The 18,310-nt window shown below is 42.1% G+C and carries 16 protein-coding genes; 13 read left to right on the top strand and 3 right to left on the bottom strand.

Annotated features, from left to right (window positions below; translation table 11 throughout):
- Positions 1–255 precede the first annotated feature (255 nt).
- From ACWATR_RS26555 to ACWATR_RS26575, 5 genes are all read left to right on the top strand, one after another.
- Entirely contained in the window at positions 256–2,799 is a 2,544-nt protein-coding gene (locus tag ACWATR_RS26555; RefSeq protein WP_460338892.1) for a proteasome protein, read from the top strand.
- 53 nt (positions 2,800–2,852) lie between these two features.
- On the top strand, positions 2,853–3,677 hold the full coding sequence (locus ACWATR_RS26560; protein ID WP_460338894.1) for an Rpn family recombination-promoting nuclease/putative transposase: 825 nt from the start codon (positions 2,853–2,855) through the stop codon (positions 3,675–3,677).
- Between the two features lie 56 nt (positions 3,678–3,733).
- Positions 3,734–3,865, top strand: coding sequence for a hypothetical protein (locus ACWATR_RS26565; protein WP_460338896.1), 132 nt, complete (start codon positions 3,734–3,736; stop codon positions 3,863–3,865).
- A gap of 292 nt (positions 3,866–4,157) precedes the next feature.
- Positions 4,158–7,133 carry a molecular chaperone gene (locus tag ACWATR_RS26570; RefSeq protein WP_460338898.1) on the top strand — a complete coding sequence of 992 codons (2,976 nt, stop codon included), beginning with the start codon at positions 4,158–4,160 and terminating at the stop codon, positions 7,131–7,133.
- A 155-nt stretch (positions 7,134–7,288) separates the two neighbouring features.
- Positions 7,289–8,380 (top strand): hypothetical protein, encoded by a 1,092-nt coding sequence (locus ACWATR_RS26575; RefSeq protein WP_460338900.1) that lies wholly within the window; start codon positions 7,289–7,291, stop codon positions 8,378–8,380.
- A 102-nt stretch (positions 8,381–8,482) separates the two neighbouring features.
- On the opposite strand, the gene ACWATR_RS26580 is transcribed toward ACWATR_RS26575, so the two are convergent.
- A complete protein-coding gene (locus ACWATR_RS26580) occupies positions 8,483–8,662 on the bottom strand; it encodes a high light inducible protein (RefSeq protein WP_069071239.1) in 180 nt (59 codons plus the stop codon).
- A 296-nt stretch (positions 8,663–8,958) separates the two neighbouring features.
- Positions 8,959–9,687, bottom strand: coding sequence for a cytochrome b/b6 domain-containing protein (locus ACWATR_RS26585; RefSeq protein ID WP_460338902.1), 729 nt, complete (start codon positions 9,685–9,687; stop codon positions 8,959–8,961).
- 238 nt (positions 9,688–9,925) lie between these two features.
- Here ACWATR_RS26585 and ACWATR_RS26590 point away from each other — a divergent pair, with 238 nt between their 5' ends.
- From ACWATR_RS26590 to trpD, 3 genes are all read left to right on the top strand, one after another.
- Positions 9,926–10,207, top strand: a complete 282-nt coding sequence (locus ACWATR_RS26590) for a hypothetical protein (protein WP_460338904.1) — start codon at positions 9,926–9,928, stop codon at positions 10,205–10,207.
- Positions 10,208–10,256: 49 nt separating this feature from the next.
- Positions 10,257–11,120: a DNA adenine methylase gene (locus ACWATR_RS26595; protein WP_460338906.1), complete on the top strand. Its 864-nt coding sequence runs from the start codon at positions 10,257–10,259 to the stop codon at positions 11,118–11,120.
- Positions 11,121–11,223: 103 nt separating this feature from the next.
- Positions 11,224–12,339, top strand: coding sequence for an anthranilate phosphoribosyltransferase (gene trpD / locus ACWATR_RS26600; RefSeq protein WP_460338909.1), 1,116 nt, complete (start codon positions 11,224–11,226; stop codon positions 12,337–12,339).
- Here trpD and ACWATR_RS26605 read toward each other — a convergent pair.
- Positions 12,269–13,315, bottom strand: a complete 1,047-nt coding sequence (locus ACWATR_RS26605) for a retropepsin-like aspartic protease family protein (RefSeq protein WP_460338911.1) — start codon at positions 13,313–13,315, stop codon at positions 12,269–12,271. The two genes, trpD and ACWATR_RS26605, sit on opposite strands and share 71 nt — an antisense overlap.
- Positions 13,316–13,626: 311 nt before the next feature.
- On the opposite strand from ACWATR_RS26605, the gene carA reads away from it, so the two are divergent.
- The 5 genes from carA (at position 13,627) to ACWATR_RS26630 (ending at position 18,010) form a co-directional block, all read left to right on the top strand.
- The gene (carA, locus tag ACWATR_RS26610) at positions 13,627–14,790 is read left to right on the top strand and encodes a glutamine-hydrolyzing carbamoyl-phosphate synthase small subunit (RefSeq protein WP_460338913.1); all 1,164 of its coding nucleotides are present in this window, start codon (positions 13,627–13,629) and stop codon (positions 14,788–14,790) included.
- 185 nt (positions 14,791–14,975) lie between these two features.
- Positions 14,976–15,341, top strand: coding sequence for an STAS domain-containing protein (locus ACWATR_RS26615; RefSeq protein WP_084227153.1), 366 nt, complete (start codon positions 14,976–14,978; stop codon positions 15,339–15,341).
- Positions 15,342–15,920: 579 nt separating this feature from the next.
- Entirely contained in the window at positions 15,921–16,400 is a 480-nt protein-coding gene (locus tag ACWATR_RS26620) for a Mini-ribonuclease 3 (RefSeq protein WP_069071246.1), read from the top strand.
- Between the two features lie 92 nt (positions 16,401–16,492).
- The gene (gene rlmB / locus ACWATR_RS26625) at positions 16,493–17,620 is read left to right on the top strand and encodes a 23S rRNA (guanosine(2251)-2'-O)-methyltransferase RlmB (protein ID WP_460338915.1); all 1,128 of its coding nucleotides are present in this window, start codon (positions 16,493–16,495) and stop codon (positions 17,618–17,620) included.
- 87 nt (positions 17,621–17,707) lie between these two features.
- A complete protein-coding gene (locus tag ACWATR_RS26630) occupies positions 17,708–18,010 on the top strand; it encodes a DUF1816 domain-containing protein (protein WP_460338917.1) in 303 nt (100 codons plus the stop codon).
- Positions 18,011–18,310: the final 300 nt, after the last annotated feature.

Genomic DNA, 18,310 nt, shown 5'->3' on the forward strand with positions numbered 1-18,310 from the left:
CAATCATTTGGTGGTATAAAACCCCACTTTGCTGATTCGTAAACCTGGATTCTGAGGAATGTATTCTTTTTTATTGTTCATAACAAAACCCAATGTTTCAAAATTGTCTTGACCTTTGAAAATGCTTCATCCCACAATCGCAACTTAAATGAGAGAAATGCTAAATGTAATATCAACACATTGCAACAATGACTAGAAATCACATTTTATATGTTATAAAGCTCACAGAAATTAATGTTAGGCGGAAACTACTCTATGGAACCAGATAAACTGGGCCGTTTTAAGGAGTACGGCGAATTCATCCTCCGAAAGATAGATTCTGTGCCCCAGTACCCTTCTAAACAAGAAGATTGGGTTCCAGCTAGTCTTGATGAGTGTCTCCTGCATCTGCGGTCAGCTGCCCAGAAAACTGTAGACCTGGCAACTTCGCCTGTGAAAATTGGTGTGATGGGGGAATTCAGTAGTGGAAAAACTCTACTTTTAGGAAGTCTAATTGGATATGCTGATGCTTTGCCAGTCAGTGAAAATCCTACTACAGGTAATGTTACCGCCATACATATTATCCCGCAAGACGATTTCGCAACAACACAATTAAGTAACTTTACGGTAGAGTATCTTTCTCATGAAGGAGTACATGAGTGTCTGCGCTTCATGTTAGGGGAAGCCAATAAACGAACAACAGCAGCAGGGCTTCCTCCGATACCAGTATCAAAACTCAACTCTGGCAACGATATTATTGGCTGGTGTGAAGAAGCATGGAATAGCAGTAATAATTTGGAGCTACGTTATTTACTTCGGGAGTTGGTATTATTCCTGCGGGCTTATCAAGCTTATGGGGAAGTTATGTGTGGTGGGCACTACCAGATTGACGCTATCACCGCCCGCGAGGGGCTACAGCTAGTCGAACAGCCAATGGCAATCCAAACTCTGAAATTTGAGGATCTACCCCCAGCGCATATCCGATTACCGAGTCCACCCCAGAGGCTACCAACAAAGTTATTGCAAAACAGTTTCCCACTCATCCGCCGCGTAGATATTGATGTGAAAATCTCACGGGAGATTTGGGATTTTGCAGGTGCAGCTAAATTTATTCTCATCGACTTTCCGGGATTGGGGGCTGCTAATTCAGGGGCTAGGGATACCTTTTTGTCACTGCGAGAATTGGCAGAAGTGCAGACAATTTTGGTATTGCTAAATGGTAAATCGCCAGGGAGCGATCGCGCCAATAAAATTTTTACCATGATGCAGCAGCAGCGACCGGGACAAGACCTGAAAGATTTAATTCTCGTCGGTGTGGGTCGCTTTGATCAACTACCCCTAGATAGCGAAGGTGGCGAAAGAGAACTTGACCAACTGATTGAAGATAGCCCACGTTTGTACGAAGAAACGGTTTTCCAAAAACTCAAAGTTCTGCAAACTACCATTGACGGTGCAGAGGCGTTTACAACCCAAAAAGACCGGATCGTTTTACTGTCGCCACTGTTGGGACTGGCCGAATTAGCAAAACGTTCTACTACAGTCAAAGCAGGCTCACCAGATTTTTTGGCTAACTTGGATTATCCTGATTATCTAGATCGGTCTAAACGGCTACAAGATAAATGGGGGCGATTAAGTGAACGGCTACTAGACACTGATCCCCGTAGCTCTTTGGGCAAACAGGTAGGTTACTTTGGTCAAGATGGGGGTCTTAGTAAGCTGCGGGAATTGATTCAAACCCACGTAGCGACTCATGGTCTGAAGCAACTGTATGAAGATACTCGCAGAGCTGCTGATGTGGTCAGTCAGCAACAAGATCACTTGAAAGACATCATAGATGAAATTCACGAGCAAGGCATTCCGACAGGAGACAGTCCCGCATTTATCGAGTTGCGCTCTGTGGTCGAAAGCTTGGATAAAATCTACAGAAATTTTCAAAAAGATTTAGGGACAGAACCACTGAAAGACCGGCGCGGTGTTGTCGTCAGCGATGTAGTTAAAGACGAACTCACTTTTAGAATCCTCAATTGGAACCAGTGGACTTTACTCTTCAACAAAGCCAACAATGGAGCGATCGCTCTGGCAGAATCTAAAGGTGCAGCCGGGAAATTATTTGATCGAGGAAACCGTGTAAATACTTCCCTTCCAACTAAAAGCGATGATTTTTATCCAGTATTTGAGAAAACCGTTAAGGAAGTAGAAGATTTTGCCCGCGATCGCATTCATCAAGCAGTCGTAGATTTGTTGAACCAACTGTCAAATTATGTCGCTCCAGAACGCGAACAATTGCAGATATTTTTTCATCCAGAAATGGAGCAAGAAATTGAAGATAAATTTGGTTTTGAAGATGCCGATCTCTTTTACAAATTATTACTGGGATGCGATCCGAATGAATGGAAAGAAGCAATCATTTCGGAAATCAGTAGTAAAGATAAAACAGTTGCACCTGAAACCATCTTTCCTCTAGCGCGTCAAGACGAGAAACACAATGTTGGTCAAATCTTTGACTGGGCGCCAGAAAAAAGCCAAGGCTTACCCAGATCGAGCAATCATCAACTTTTAGTACTGCGGCTGCGCGATGAAATCACCGCTAGCGCTAGCCTTCATCTTGTGCAGTATGTTAGCGAAGTTAATCAGCAAATTAATTCCGAATTAGAAGGTATTTTGGATCAAATTATTCCTAGTTTGCAAAACCTTTCAAAAAAAGAAACTTTGCTCAGATATCTAGCGGCTGGGGAATTAGCACCTGAGATCGCAATTCCTACTTGGTTGCAGATTATTTCAGAACTTGCTGCTGTTTCTTATTTAGATGATTTGAGATGAGCTAACTGAAAAAATGACTGATTGCGATCGGCTACGGAGATGAGGATATATTTGTGAGACGTGATGCGATTTTTTATACAATTTTCAAGCGTGTCCCAGGATTGTTTTTCGAGTTAGTAGAACAGCCACCAGCCGAAGCTAGTAGCTATCGCTTTGAATCAGTTGAAGTTAAAGAACCAACATTTCGGATTGATGGGGTATTTTTACCTCCACCTGATGCAACATCTCAGATGATATTTTTTGCTGAGGTGCAATTCCAAAGAGATGAGTTACTGTATCATCGCTTTTTCACCGAATCCATGCTGTATATGTATCGCAACCCGTCGCTTTACGATGACTGGTACGGAGTAATTATTTTACAGTCTCGCAGCTTGGAACCGGAAAACACGACTATTCACAGATCGCTACTGAACAGTTCTCAAGTACAACGGATTTATTTGGATGAGTTAGGTAATCCTGATGAGCAAAAAGTAGGTATCAGTTTGATGCAGTTGACTATTGCTTCAGACAATCAAATGGTGCAAGAAGCAAAACGTTTAATTGAGCGGGTGCAACAAGAACAGATAACTGTTTTAGCTAAGAAGGAGATAATAGATGTAATCACAACAATCGCAGTTTATAAGTTTGCCAACTTAAGTCGTGAAGAGGTAGAGGCAATGTTAGGAGTTAAGTTAGAAGAAACTAGAGTTTATCAAGAAGCGAAACAAGAAGGACTAGAACAAGGACTAGAACTAGGACTACAGCGAGGAATACAACAAGGACGAGAACAAGCAAAACTTGAAGTTGTCCCTCAGTTCTTAGCTCTTGGTATGTCGATGGAAGAGGTTGCCAAATTACTTAATTTAACCATCGAACAAGTAAGGCTTGCAGCTGAGTAATCACAACAATTACTGATTATAAATTTGCAAACTTAAGTAGTGAAGAGGTAAAGGCGATGTTTGAAATTAAGTTACAAGAAACTAGGGTTTATCGAGAAGCTAAAGAAGAAGGACTAAAACAAGGGCGAGAAGAAGCAAAACTTGAACTTATACCTCGGTTCTTAGCTTATGGTATTTCTATAGAATAGGTTGCCCAGTTACTTAGTTTAACTATCGAACAAGTAAGACTTGCAACTGAGCAAGAATCTTCAACATCAACTTAATAACTGCTGCAATTTTCATAGCAATGCCTAATTTGGGTTACGCCTACGGCCTTTCTATATAAAAGCGTAGCCCAATCTAAATATCGCGCCAAATAAAAAAGCCAGTGCTAAAGAGAATCAGTGGTACAAGGCCAAATATTCTCGAAATTTGTAATTTTATGATGAGACATTACAGTTTTAGCCAGCTATAAAACAAACAACAGAAAGTGATACTATAATGAACCCTTTTCAACTCAACAAATATAGCGAACAAGAACCAAGCGAGAAACCACAAAAAAGATTTCCGGGATGGTTTGCTTTAGATTTTGGTACGTCAAACTCCACAGTTACACTCTTCGATCCCATTGAAGTACCGATCGCAGAAATTCTCCCAAAAGAACAAGAGATGCGGTTGCGCGATCGCTTATCACAATGGCTGAGTTCTCCCGCCTCCGTGGCTTTACCAGATGTCAGTGCTGATGATTGGGAAAAGTTTATCATCGAAATTAGCAAAAATCTGGAGATAGAGCCAACAAAATTGAGTGAAGTGTTTGAAAGTGACAATAAAGAGCGATTTTTGGAAGCAATTCGCCAAATTGAGCTTTCTTTAGGAAACAGCGAGAGGTTTCGCCGTGCTGTCAGCAAAAAACTTTACCAAATCTATCATGAGGTATTCCGCGTCCCTACCCTAGAGTCGCAAAATCTGATCCCAGTTGTGCTGGATATCGATCGCCGCGATACGGAAATTCCCAGCGAATTGGAAATTTCGCAGTTAGGGGACTTAAAACTGCGGATGGGTAGGGAAGCTAGAGATAACCGCAAAAAAGCGATCGCTCAAGGTACAAGCAGTTCTTTAAAGGAAATTATCAGCAGATTTCACCATTCACCCAAGCGCTATTTTGGTCAGGAGCGATCGTTTTCAGTTATTTTGGATGGTGAAGAAGAAATAATTACTGCTAATCAACTAATCCAATCTGCTTGGGCGCATTTAATTGAGTTAACTGAAGATTACCGCCAACGCGCCCAACGCAGATTTTCAGAAGGGACTTTTTTAACAGCAGTTGTCACTTACCCAACTGTCGCCCCACCAGTTGTTCGCAAGGAAGTTAAAGAATTTGTTGAGCAATTGGGGATCGATGATGTCCAAACTGCTTATGATGAAGCCGTTTCTGTGGCAATATTCTTTTTGTGGCGAGAATTTGGCGGTAATCTGAATATTGGCATCGAGTCATTCAAAACTCGTTGCCGTCAAGTAGGAAATAAATGGTCACAAAATGTCCTCGTTTTAGATATCGGCGGCGGAACCACCGACTTAGCTTTAATTGAACTAACTTTAGAAGATAAAACCCCTACTTTTGCCGATTATGAAGACCGAGGTTTAGGAGGACGTTACTATAAACTTACTCCCAAACTATTAGGCTCTTCCGGTCATTTACAGTTAGGTGGTGAATTAATTACACTGCGAATTTTTAGATTATTAAAAGTTGCGATCGCAGACTTTTTATTGACGGCAGTAACAATAGGTGATATCGAAAGTGAAAAGCTAGAAGATTTAATTAGTTCTGAATTAAACGAGCGCTTTTTAGAACAAGGCAAATTCAAAACTGGCAGTCTTTTAAAATGTCTAGATAAAGAAAATCCAGAAGGTGATATTGCTTACAAAGATGCCCTAGATACTGCCGAGAAAGTATTACCCACCCGTTGGCAACAAGCACCCCAACGCCTGCAATCATTTTATATCCTTTGGGATTATGCAGAAGCCGCTAAACTTAAACTTGGGCAAAAAGCGCCATCAGATAATTCTCTATTAACCTTCACACTTACTGAACAACAAGTTTCCGAACTGCTCACCCAAAGCGCTATTAAATTGCAAGTCAAAGATCCAAATAACATCTGCGTCACCCTAGACAACCATCAATTTGAACGAGCCGCCGTTGCAGGAATAAAAGAAGCGATCGGTATTGCTAAAGGATTGATGGAAAGTCGCTTGCGTCCCGATGATCTCACCAAAGATTCTTGGAATTCCCAAAAAGTTGATTGGTTAATTCTGTCTGGAAAAACTTGTAATTTAGACATAGTGCAGCGCCAAATCTACCAAGAATTCAGTAAGTCTCCATATTTTGTCTGGAATCCAGAACGAATTACCTTTGTCTTGGAATTTACCAAATTAGCCACCTCTGCTGGTGCTTGCTATGCTGAGAAGTTACGAAGATTAAGATTCGATCCAGAAGAGTCCAAAAGCTTGCTGCGTAAAGGAGCTAACCAGCTAGAAATTGATGTCAAAAATCTGTTTTATTATTTGCCTTGTAACTTCAAACGTAAAACTCAAAGTAACGATTTACTCACCATATTTAAAGCCGGACAAGAACTCTATCAACTCGCACCTTGGGAAACTGTCGCCAAAGTTCGGACTGCATGGCAGGGTATACAATTAACTAATATTATTTACCGTCAAGACTACGAGGATGGAGATTTACGACTATGGGGTAGCTTTGACGGCAAAAACCTCATGAATAAACTGGGAATGCAAGAAGCGGAGTTTCTAAAAAAAATTAAAGTCCAGTTTGAAATTGACCAAACCCTTGAGTTTAATGTGTTGCTTTGTCAAGGAAATCCCCATTATTTAATTGATATTCCTGGTATTGATTTGGAATCGGTAGTTTCAGAATATTCAGCGCTATTTACTGATGGTAAATTGAACTGGAATATTGCCGTGGAAGGCTTCAATAAAGACTTAAATGATGGTGATATTGCCGTCAATGTTATTGAGTCCGCAACTGTTGATCAACCAGATGCTTATCATCTTGTATTTGAAGTAGGAAATGATGGTAGTAAGTTGTTCCAAAAATTTCACTATCTGCGTGATGGTGTGACTGAACCAGGAATTGGGTTAATTAGTAATCCCTTACCTCCTTTCCCGCAAACTGGCCAGCACACTTTCTATGTTTATCAAACAGATTCAGAAACTAACAGCAAAAAATGGATACGAATTGGCGCACTCAGCAAACCAGATGTGACAACAGATTACCCTTGCCAATATCGGGTAACTCTTGATGATCAAGGCATTCTGCGGATGCACGCTGGTGAAGTACCTTACTGGACATCAAACAGTCAGGAATGCCTAAAAGAAGAGGGATGCGTTTATCTTGCTGAATTAGAATTGCAGCCCAATGAAGTTGATAAAGAACGCGATCCATTTTGCGGTATACATTAAACCTCTGTGTTCCTCTGCGCTAACCTTTGCGTTCCTCTGCGTTGAAAAAAATTAAGATTTTTAAACGCAAAGGGGCGCGGAGTAAACGCAAAGGGACGCAGAGGTTTGCCAAGTTAATTCGCTTCACATACAGGTAATATTTGGAGGTGAGATTCATGCAGCACTTGCGTCAATTATTAGAGGTAGAAAACTCAGAGTTAGCCCGGTTACTACGGTTTAGTTTGTATGGACTAGAGGCTACTTTACATCAGGCTCGCACAGAATTTCCACTAGATCCTGGATCTAAAATATGCGATGAGGTGCTGCAAGAAATTCATAACTTGTTGCAACCTGAACCGCCACAGCAAAATATTGGTTGGGAAGATGCGCCAGATGATTTAAAACTCAGTCACCTGCGGGAAGCTTTTAATTCTGACTCAGAACTTAATTATTATCTAGGTAATTCTCAACTGCAAAGCACAACGGATTCTGATTTGTGGAATGAAATTCAACGTAAACTGCTGCGAGTCCCAGAGGATTTGGCTACAACTTGGCGATCGCGCACCTTGGATTTAGCTCAAGAAGTTGGTGCGATCGCAGATAATTCTAATCTCTTTCAGCTTCCCTTTATCCGTGATGAAATTATCTACCCTGGCCTTAGTGGTACTGTTCAAACTCAGGGGTTAAGATTGTATCAAGAAGCACTTTCAAATAATCAAAATACCCAAGGAAATGCGTCCGATTTACCAGCAGCATTCCTATTTTTATATATGAATTTTATCGAAATAGACCCAGATTTACATCATGCTTTAAAGAGCGTTTTTGGCTTCGATGTCGTTTCCTTACACTCCAAACCAGAACAGCGTCATCAATATATTGATGCTTTAAGCGATCGCTACCAACGCACCCAAAAAGCTGAAAAAAACACTGATCCCCTGTCAATTCTCCGTGCTTGGATTGACATGGACGAAGCCATACATTCCCTAGTATTCGTACCACCAGCTGAACGCTATTCTTGGTGGGGAAAGATACAACAAGAATCACGACGCATTTTGAAGAAAGTCGCTGATGAAGCTATTAATGCTGGTAATGAAGTACGAATCCGCCAATTATCGGGACTTTATGCAGATATTTGTGCTTCTTCTAAGGATGACTTACAACTAGACTGTGGTGGTATTCCAGGCGAAGTCTTAACTTGTCTTCGAGTATATACGCGAATTAATCAAGAAGAATCTCCTGGTCGTGTAATATTTCGCTCATCACGATAGTTGCTGGCGAGTTTTCTAATTCTTGAGATTATCAGGCAAGGCAGACAATTTTACTAATTTCCGCCTTGCCTCATAATCTAATGAAGGTAAAAACGTTTAAATCTAAAGGATGCCCCAGAAGTGTAAAATCCCTTGACCAGAAAATACTTCAAGTGCAACAGCAGATAAAAAACCAATCATTGCAAAACGACCGTTCCAGTTTTCGCTCTGAGGAGTGAAGCCCCAGCGCAAAGCATTAGGATCTTCTGAAACTGAAGGCGTAGTCTTCTTAACATCTGCCATAAATAATACTCCGAGCTTTATGTTGTAACAGTTATAACTGCATGTAAAGTAATGTAACAGATTTTTACGAGAATGCAACATGAAATCAAGTTAAAATTCAGCAGTATATATTACGGGTACGTAGCTTTATTTTAACAGGTTTGCGATCCCTACGGCGGTAAGCTACGCAGCAACAGCAAATTACCTATGACTCAATACAGTTCAGATAAGACCAAAACACTCGTAGAGGCGGCGATTTATCGCGTCTCGAAAACCCACAACTTTGTACAATTAGCCCTTAACCCAAGCGTATTGACCTATGACTCACTACCGGGAAAAAATACAGGTAAGACAAACGCTGTCAGAATTCCACCCAGTACAATCACCTCAATAATTCTGAGGTAAAAATTGTTTTGCATAAAATTATTCATTCCCGCACCCAAGTTAGTTTGTGAGCTAGTCAACCAAGCACGGAAACGACTAGACCATTGAGCAGGGCTATCTTCTGGGCGAAACTTCCGCGAAAACATAGAGAGTAACAAAGGCGCACCACCCACCTTGGTAGACATCAAAACATGAATCGCCACACAGCAAACCATCACAACCCAGGCACTAAGGTGAAGGGAGTACCAAATATGATCTAGCTGCCCTGCTGGAAGCCACTCTTCCTTCATCATCCTGCCAGAGTTCACAGCCAAAACAGCGGCGATAAGCATGAGAGTATTTGCCAGACGTTGCAAGCTAACCCACCAAATGGGCTTGCCAACCTGGGTTAGTTGCCGCCAAGAATCAGATTGAACAAGGCGCTTTTGTCCAGCATGAAAACTATAGAGGGCAAAAGCAGGGAGAATAAGCAAGAAAAATAATGCAAAAGTGCCGTGAATGCCTTGAATATCAACAATTTGAGGAAATGATATTTTACCAAATCTGCGATCGTATGTATTGTAAACTAGAAATCCGGTAATAATTGCTGCGATAACTAAAATTCCACTTAAGCCGTGAAGAATTCGCAACAACAAAGGTTGATAGGGTGCAGAACGGGGCATAAAAATAATCCTGAGTAGATGATTGTAGGAGTATTGAATAGATAATTTAAGCTTTTGGTGAGACAAGAAAATTGTCCTGAATATTTCACATAATAATTACAATTATTTCTAATAAGAGTGCTTAATCCCCACTGGCTGGTAGCTCAATATTTATACCATAAAGAAAAAGCTATCTGTTGTTGATAAACTAAGTTAATATGACATTCATGCTTACATATAGTAGCTGAGGTGTAGTGCCGTGAGTCAGGTTTTAAGCTTTGAATTAAGTGATGAAGTTTACGCGGCATTGCAGCAAAAAGCCGAGGACGCAGGCATATCTCTTGCAGAATTCGTAGCTACTTCCATAGAACAGCAATATGCTTCTATAATACGTGAAAATTCGCAACCTGAAACAGAGAAAGAAGCAGTTCGTCAACGCTTCCAAAGTCATGTTGGAAACATTAACCTCGGTTACCCTACAGGAGCAGATAATGAAAGTATTGATGCTGATTTAGCTAGAGCATACATCAATACTTTTTAGTAAACAAATTGAATGTTTGTATTACCCCAAATGTGACGATTTCTAAATTATGCTCAAAAGTCCTCTACGATATCCTGGTGGTAAGTCGAAAGCAATAAATCAAATAGTTCAATACTTGCCAGAGAGCTTTTCGGAATTTCGAGAGCCTTTTGTGGGTGGTGGTTCTGTATTTATTTATTTAAGACAAAAGTTTCCTCATATCAAAATCTGGATTAACGATTTAAACCGCGAACTATTCTTATTCTGGAAATTTGCCCAATCTGAGCTACCTGAATTAGTTCAAGAAATTCGACATATTAAAGTCAAATATACAGATGGCAAATTACTCTTTACAGAATTAACTAGTGTAGATGTCAATAATTTATCTGATTTAGAAAGAGCGGTTAGGTTTTTCGTACTCAATAGAATTACTTTTTCAGGAACTGTAGAATCAGGTGGTTTTTCGCAAGAAGCTTTTCATAAGAGATTTACTAATTCTTCAATAGAACGACTAGAAAAGCTAGAAAATATCCTATCAGAAAATATCCAAATTACTAATTTGGATTACAGTCACCTATTAAAAGCAGAAGGAGAAGACATATTTTTATTTTTAGACCCACCATATTTTAGTGCTACTAAATCAAAACTCTATGGTAAAGATGGTGACTTGCACACTTCTTTTGAACATCAGAGATTTTCTGAACTATTGCAACAATGTCATCATCGCTGGCTAATTACCTACGACAACTCAACGCAAATTCGAGAAAATTTTCAATGGGCTAATATTTCAGAGTGGGAATTGCAGTACGGCATGAATAACTATAAGCAGAATGGTGCCGCTAAAGGTAAAGAATTATTCATTACTAATTACGAAGTTCAACTTTATTTGGAGAAAAAATTACAAGTTCAGAATCTTGCTAATCCAGCTTTGTAATTTAGCCTTGAGATTTAAACCTAACTTTGATAGCTTTCAATTTTCCGGTAGGATAACCCCATAGCTCTCAATATAGCTACAACATACAAACCTTAGCTTAGCTATGACAACTTCCCCAATCCCTGCTCAAGAATCCTCTGCTAGCTGGTATATCCTGCTGCAACAATTAATAGATGGTCAATCCTTGTCTCGTACTCAAGCTGCTGAATTGATGCAAGGTTGGCTCAGTGAAGCGGTTCCCCCAGAGTTATCAGGAGCTATTTTAACCGCGCTGAACTTTAGAGGCATTTCTGCCGACGAGTTAACCGGCATGGCTGAAGTATTACAATCTCAATCAAAACTAGGAACTGGGGACTGGGGACTGAGGACTGGGCAAGAATCTACCCAATCCCCAATCCCTAATCCCCAATCACCAATTCCTCTAATAGATACCTGTGGCACTGGTGGAGATGGTTCTTCAACCTTTAATATTTCTACAGCCGTTGCTTTTGTCGCCGCTGCATCTGGTGTACTTGTGGCCAAACACGGCAATCGTTCAGCCTCAAGTCTCACGGGAAGTGCAGATGTATTGGAAGCCTTGGGTGTAAATTTGAGTGCTTCTAGTGAAAAAGTACAAGCAGCACTACAAGAAGTCGGGATCACTTTCTTGTTTGCCCCTGGTTGGCATCCAGCACTCAAGGCGGTTGCCTCATTACGGCGGACTTTGAAAGTGCGAACAATTTTTAATTTGCTCGGGCCGTTAGTAAATCCTTTGCGTCCCACTGGGCAGGTGGTGGGGTTATTTACTCCCAAACTTTTGGCAACAGTTGCCGAAGCTTTACAGAATTTGGGCAAAGAAAAGGCGATTGTGCTGCACGGACGAGAAAAACTTGATGAGGCTGGGTTAGGAGATTTAACAGACTTGGCGGTGTTATCAGATGGAGAAGTGCAGTTAACTACCATTAATCCCTTAGATTTGGATTTAACGCCTGCTCCCATCGGTATGCTTCGGGGTGGCGATGTCCAAGAGAATGCGGTGATTCTCAAGGCTGTACTCCAAGGTAAGGGAACTCAGGCACAACAGGATGCAGTAGCGTTGAATGCATCGTTGGCGCTGCAAGTAGCGGGTACGATCGCACTGCTAGATCACGCTGAGGGGATTAAAATCGCTAAGGATATCCTACAAAGTGGGGCTGCTTGGACGAAGTTGGAGCAGTTAGTTGAGTTTCTGGGGAATTGAATTGCGATCGCAGTTGCGGGCGAAATTCTACGATATTGCGTTTGATGGTGACATCGTAATTGCCAAAAAAGTCATGTCCTAGAAGTCCAATTTCTAGTTCCGCACCTGCGATCGCTACTGGTACTTTATTCACTATCACCCCAGCAACTGCCATCGAATTGACATAACCCACGGGAAATTCTACAGCTCTAGCACTAGCGGTATTTGCCTTCGCTTTCCCCACTGGCACTATTCCCAAAGTATTTGCCATCTCTTGGGTGATTACAGTGCCACTGGCTCCCGTATCCACAATCATCTCAAATTTATCCTGGCCATTGAAAGTAACTTCCACAATTGGCGTCCCACCAGCCCGCCTTTTAATTGGGGCTGTAAATACTGCTTGATCTGGAATCAGCATTACTGATGAAGGGAAACCTGAGTCTGGTGGTAAAGGTTTTGTGGCTACACGAGGTGAGGTAAACTTTGGTGCGGTTGCTATCTGGGGAACGGTAACAACTATTCTCTTCTGAGGTTCGGCAATTGGCGACGCGACAGGGCGAGGAGTAGCTTTCTGTTTGGCATATTTGATTTGGCGCTGATATTCTGTGATTTTAGATTGAGCAAAGGCAAATTCTGGGGTTTGTCGCCGGACTTTTTGCATCAGCGCGATCGCATCCTGGTATTGACTCGCCACCAATTTCCAATCATCTGAAGATTGAGCCGATTGGCTGATACTCCAAGCGCCAACGGCTTTATCTAGCCCCATCTCAAAAACACTGGGTTCACTTTCAGAAGTATCTAGTGGCTGTGCTGGGGTGGCTGCTGGTGTTGTTGGTTCGATGGCAGGCTGTACTGATGCCAGATCCCCAATTGGCGTGGGTTGCTCATTGCTACCAGTTGCGGTGTTCCGTTTGTCTTCACTACAGGCAACACACAAAACCGCTAGAGCGCTTGAGACAAAAATTAGGGTTGCACGGGATAAAAAGGACTGAAGCATAATTAATTTTAACTGCCCAAGCTTTGCCAAATCCAATCCAGCTACTTTAATTCTCTTTTAATTTTAATTAACCATTTTCAAAACTCCCAATTGCCCAACTCATGGGATAATTAGCAATCGCAGTATTGGGTACTGGTGACTGGTGACTGAAGGTTGGGTACTAGGAATTAGAGACTGGGGAAGAAGCAAGGAGTAGGGAGCAAGGGAGTAGAGTTTTACCCGCCCTGTACCTCTCCATCCAATCCCCAATCCCCAGTACCCAATCCCCAGTACCCAATCCCCGATCCCCACTCCCCACTCCCCAATTTACTATGCCCCTGTCTGACGCAATACCTGCTTTACTAGTCTTGGCAGATGGAACCACTTATCGCGGTTGGTCTTTCGGTGCAACGGGAACCGCGATCGGAGAAGTGGTGTTCAACACTGGTATGACCGGCTATCAAGAAGTCCTGACTGATCCTAGTTACTGTGGTCAAATAGTCATTTTTACCTATCCGGAATTAGGCAATACAGGTGTCAATCCTGAAGATGAAGAATCAGATGAACCCCAAGTGCGGGGTGCGATCGCTAGGAACATTTGTCAACGACCGAGTAACTGGCGATCGACACAATCTTTACCTGACTACCTCAAACAAAACCAAATACCAGGAATTTACGGCATCGATACCCGCGCCCTCACCCGCAAAATTCGGATGTTCGGAGCTATGAATGGTGGCATTTCTACAACCATTCTTGATGAAGCGGAATTGCTAGAGCAGGTACTAGCGGCTCCCAACATGGCAGGATTAAATCTGGTTCGTGAAGTCACCACCCCGACGGCTTATGAATGGTCAGATCCCACCATTCCAGCTTGGCAATTTAACTCTGAGGCTGCGGAAAATCTTGGGGAACCCTTTACCGTTGTTGCCCTTGATTTTGGCGTAAAACGTAATATTTTGCGTCGCCTAGTAAGTTACGGTTGTCGGGTGATTGTTGTACCTGCTGATACACCACCAGAGGAAATTCTCAAATACAATCCAGATGGTGTGTTTCTTTCTAATGGGCCTGGTGACCCTGCTGCTGTCACCGAAGGGATTGCAACTGCCAAAGCACTTCTGTTAAGTCAAAAACCTATCTTTGGTATTTGTATGGGACACCAAATTTTAGGTCATGCACTAGGGGCAGAAACCTATAAACTAAAATTTGGTCATCGTGGTTTAAATCAGCCGGCAGGCTTACAACAACGGGTAGAAATTACCAGCCAAAACCATAGTTTTGCTATTGACCCAGATTCTTTACCTACGGCAGTTGTAGAAATCAGCCACCTGAACTTAAACGATCGCACCATTGCCGGGGTACGTCACAAATCTCTACCTGTATTCTCCGTACAGTATCACCCAGAAGCCAGTCCTGGCCCCCACGATGCTGATTACTTATTTGAGCAATTTGTTCAATCCATGCGAACAGCACGTCAAGCTGTGGCTGAGGTGAGGTAAAAATGGGGAATAGGGGATGGGGAATGGGGAATAGGGAATAGGGAATAAGAAACTATTTTCCAATCCCCAGTACCCAGTACCCAATCCCCAATCCCCAATCCCCAATCCCCTATTCCAACAGATTGTAGACAATTTGCTCAAAAACCATCTATACTTGAGCGTTCACTTTAACTCATGAGGAGGGAATTATTGCTGAGCCACTAAATCTAACCGTTAGCCTGAGAGGCACTCGTGAAGTCCGGGATAACTGTCAGCTATTCCGCCTCACAGGTTTGTTAGATGCTTTTTCTGAGCCGACATTTCGCAAGACACTTGGCAGCAAGATTGACGAGGGCCCTAAGCATATTATTTTGGATCTCTCACAAATTGACTTTGTTGATAGCTCTGGCTTGGGTGCTCTGGTGCAGCTCGCCAAGCAAGCTCAAACTGCTGATGGCACTTTGCAAATTGTCACGAATGCCCGCGTAACTCAAACGGTCAAGCTTGTTCGCCTAGAGAAGTTTCTCTCCCTGCAAAAATCAGTTGAAGACGCTCTAGAAAACGTCAAGTAGTCTTGATTGCTCGACCTGAGAGTTCAATTTAGCTATCCAGATTCAACATCGGATAGCTTAATTTTTAAAACTTCTGGCAAAAAACCTCTCTCCTTGTGGGAGAGGGAGAAAGCCAGTTGAGCTATTATGTTTAAAGTTAAGCAATAACTAAAGATATAAACACCCAGTTATTGGGTATGTAATCGTTGGCTAGAATATTGGATAAGCAATCAAGTGTGAGAAATTTGTAAGAAATACAAAGCTAACAGATTTTTCTATAGGTAGACTTGACTTAATACTGTATAGTGGGAAATTGTCGCTTACTAAGTAAGTATGGCAATGCCATTGAGTAGAAGGGTGAATTTGATGTCAGAATTTTACCCTATATTAAGCAATTACCACAATAAGTAGGCGAAATTTGGTTTACAGGTGTTGACATTAGGGTGATTTAAAGTGCCAACTCTCAATCAAAAAGATGAAATTAGGAAGTAATTTTGATAGTATTGATTATGCTAAGTATACTATCACGGCATACTTCAGAAAAATCAGTCTTTGCGAAGAATGCCTGCCAAATAGAGCCAGTGAAGGAATGATTTATTTGTGAAGTCACAGGAGGAAGAGCTATTAGATGGACAAGATAAAACTCCCAAACAGAGTTTATCTTGGAATCAAGCACTCTTGGCAACCACAGCGCCATTCCAACAGATTTCCCTCTCACAAGTGCAACAAATTTCTCCTAGTGCTTTAGCATATTTGGGGGATGCAATTTATGAGTTGTATGTTAGAATTTTCTATCTGCTGCCATTGCAGCGGTCAGGAATTTACCATCGTCTGGTAGTGGAGCAGGTAAGAGCGGAAACACAAGCGCTACATTTGCGATCGCTGATTCCTCATCTCAGGGATACCGAATTAGAAATTGTCCGACGGGGTAGAAACGCCGCTACAGGACGCCCTAAGCGACTTAATCCCGAAATTTATCAACAGGCAACTAGTTTAGAAACCTTAGTTGGCTACTTATATCTCACCGATTACCAGCGTCTAACCGAACTGTTGCAAATACTTCATATAGAAAAAGAGTGAAAACTCAATTTCACAGTAGCTACAGCAGTAGATTAGGTTCAAGAAATTGAGGTAATCGACATTGTCGACCATACGCTATATCCATAACTAAAATGCAGAATAAACCAAGAAAAGTTAATACTTCTAGCGAGCCAAATCGTGGACAACCCGTAAAACTTAAAGGTAAGCGTGTTGTTACTAATCCCACTCGTAATCCTCGGAAAATAGATAGCAAACCCACCTCTGTTGCTAATCCGACTCACAATCCCCGGAAAGTAGATGGCAAACCCATTTCTGTTGCTAATCCGACTCACAATCCCCGGAAAGTAGATGGCAACACCATCTCTGTTGTTAATCCGAGTCGCAATCCTAGGAAAATAGATAGCAACCCTAGTTATGGCAACTCCCGACAACGAAATAACAACTTCTCCCAGGCGTCTGTATCTACAGAATCGACAGAAGATAGCGATCTCATCTACGGTCGCCATCCAGTATTGAGTGCGTTGCAAAATCAGCGCAATCTGAATCGTCTCTGGATTACTACCCGTCTGCGCTACGATCCCAGTTTTCACCATTTTCTCTTGCAAGCAAAGGAAAATGGCACAGTGATTGATGAGGTTGAACCCAAGCGTTTAGACCATCTCACCAACGGCGCTAATCACCAAGGTGTGGCGGCACAAATTGCTCCCTACGCCTACATCGAATTACCGGATCTACTGGAACAAGCCAAATCTGTAACCGATCCCGTAATTGTCGTGGCTGATGGAATTACTGATCCTCACAACTTGGGAGCAATTATTCGTACCGCCGAAGCAATAGGCGCTCAAGGATTGGTGATTCCCCAAAGAAGGGCATCTGGGATCACTTCTACTGTCATGAAAGTGGCAGCAGGTGCTTTAGAAAATTTTGCTGTAGCTAGAGTTGTCAACCTCAGCCGCGCCTTAGAAGAATTAAAAGAAGCTGGCTTTTGGATTTACGGCACCGCTGCAAGTGGGAGCGAACCCGTGCATACAGTCAATTTTACTGGCCCAATCGTTTTGGTAATCGGCTCAGAAGGCGAAGGTCTGGGTATGTTGACTCAACGCTCTTGTGATTTCTTAGTATCGATTCCTCTACAAGGTAAGACTCCCAGCCTCAATGCCTCGGTAGCAGCGGGTATGGCGCTTTATGAAATTTATCGTCAGCGATCGCAAAATACGCTGCACTTAGATAGATTACAAAAAATCTCTTTGAAAAAATAACAGTAACAGAGTATAAAGAAATGTAAAAGATAATAAAGCACCATATCGTTTAACACCCTGTAGCACGTTTATAAATCAGCAAAAACCATGAAAACCATTTGGCGTAACCTCAAGGAAGTGTTAATTAACACATTCGACTACATCGGCTTGGCTTGGTGGGTAGAGATTGTGACGCAGAATCCCCGCTGCACGTACTACTTCGGGCCATTTCTGAATTCTTCTGATGCCAAATTGTCAAGCATTGGATATATAGAAGATTTGGAGATAGAAGGAGCACAGGGAATTGTTGTGCATATCAAACGCTGCAAACCTAATACCTTAACCATCGCTGAAGACTTGGGGGAAAGATTTGACCGCAAAGTACAGCCTGCCTTTGGCGGTCAAATTTAATTTAGGCCAGAGAATGAATAGGACGCAAAGATGTAAAGACATGGAGACACAGATAATTCTTTGACTGGGTTACCAAGTCTTTTTAACTCACCGCGTCACCACATCTTCCCTCTCCATTTCTTCTTCGTCAATAGTCAAAATTTTTAACTAATTCTGGGGGTTTAATTCCCCTGCTTTTTTATCTACAAGTTTTGTGGCTCTTTCTAAATCCCCGTTACAAAACTTAATTACGTTAGCGGTAGCGTTCGCGCAGCGTCTCGTAGAGAGGAAAGAGCGTCCATAGGAGCGTAATTACGAATT

The sequence above is a fragment of the Nostoc sp. UIC 10890 genome (assembly GCF_054786515.1).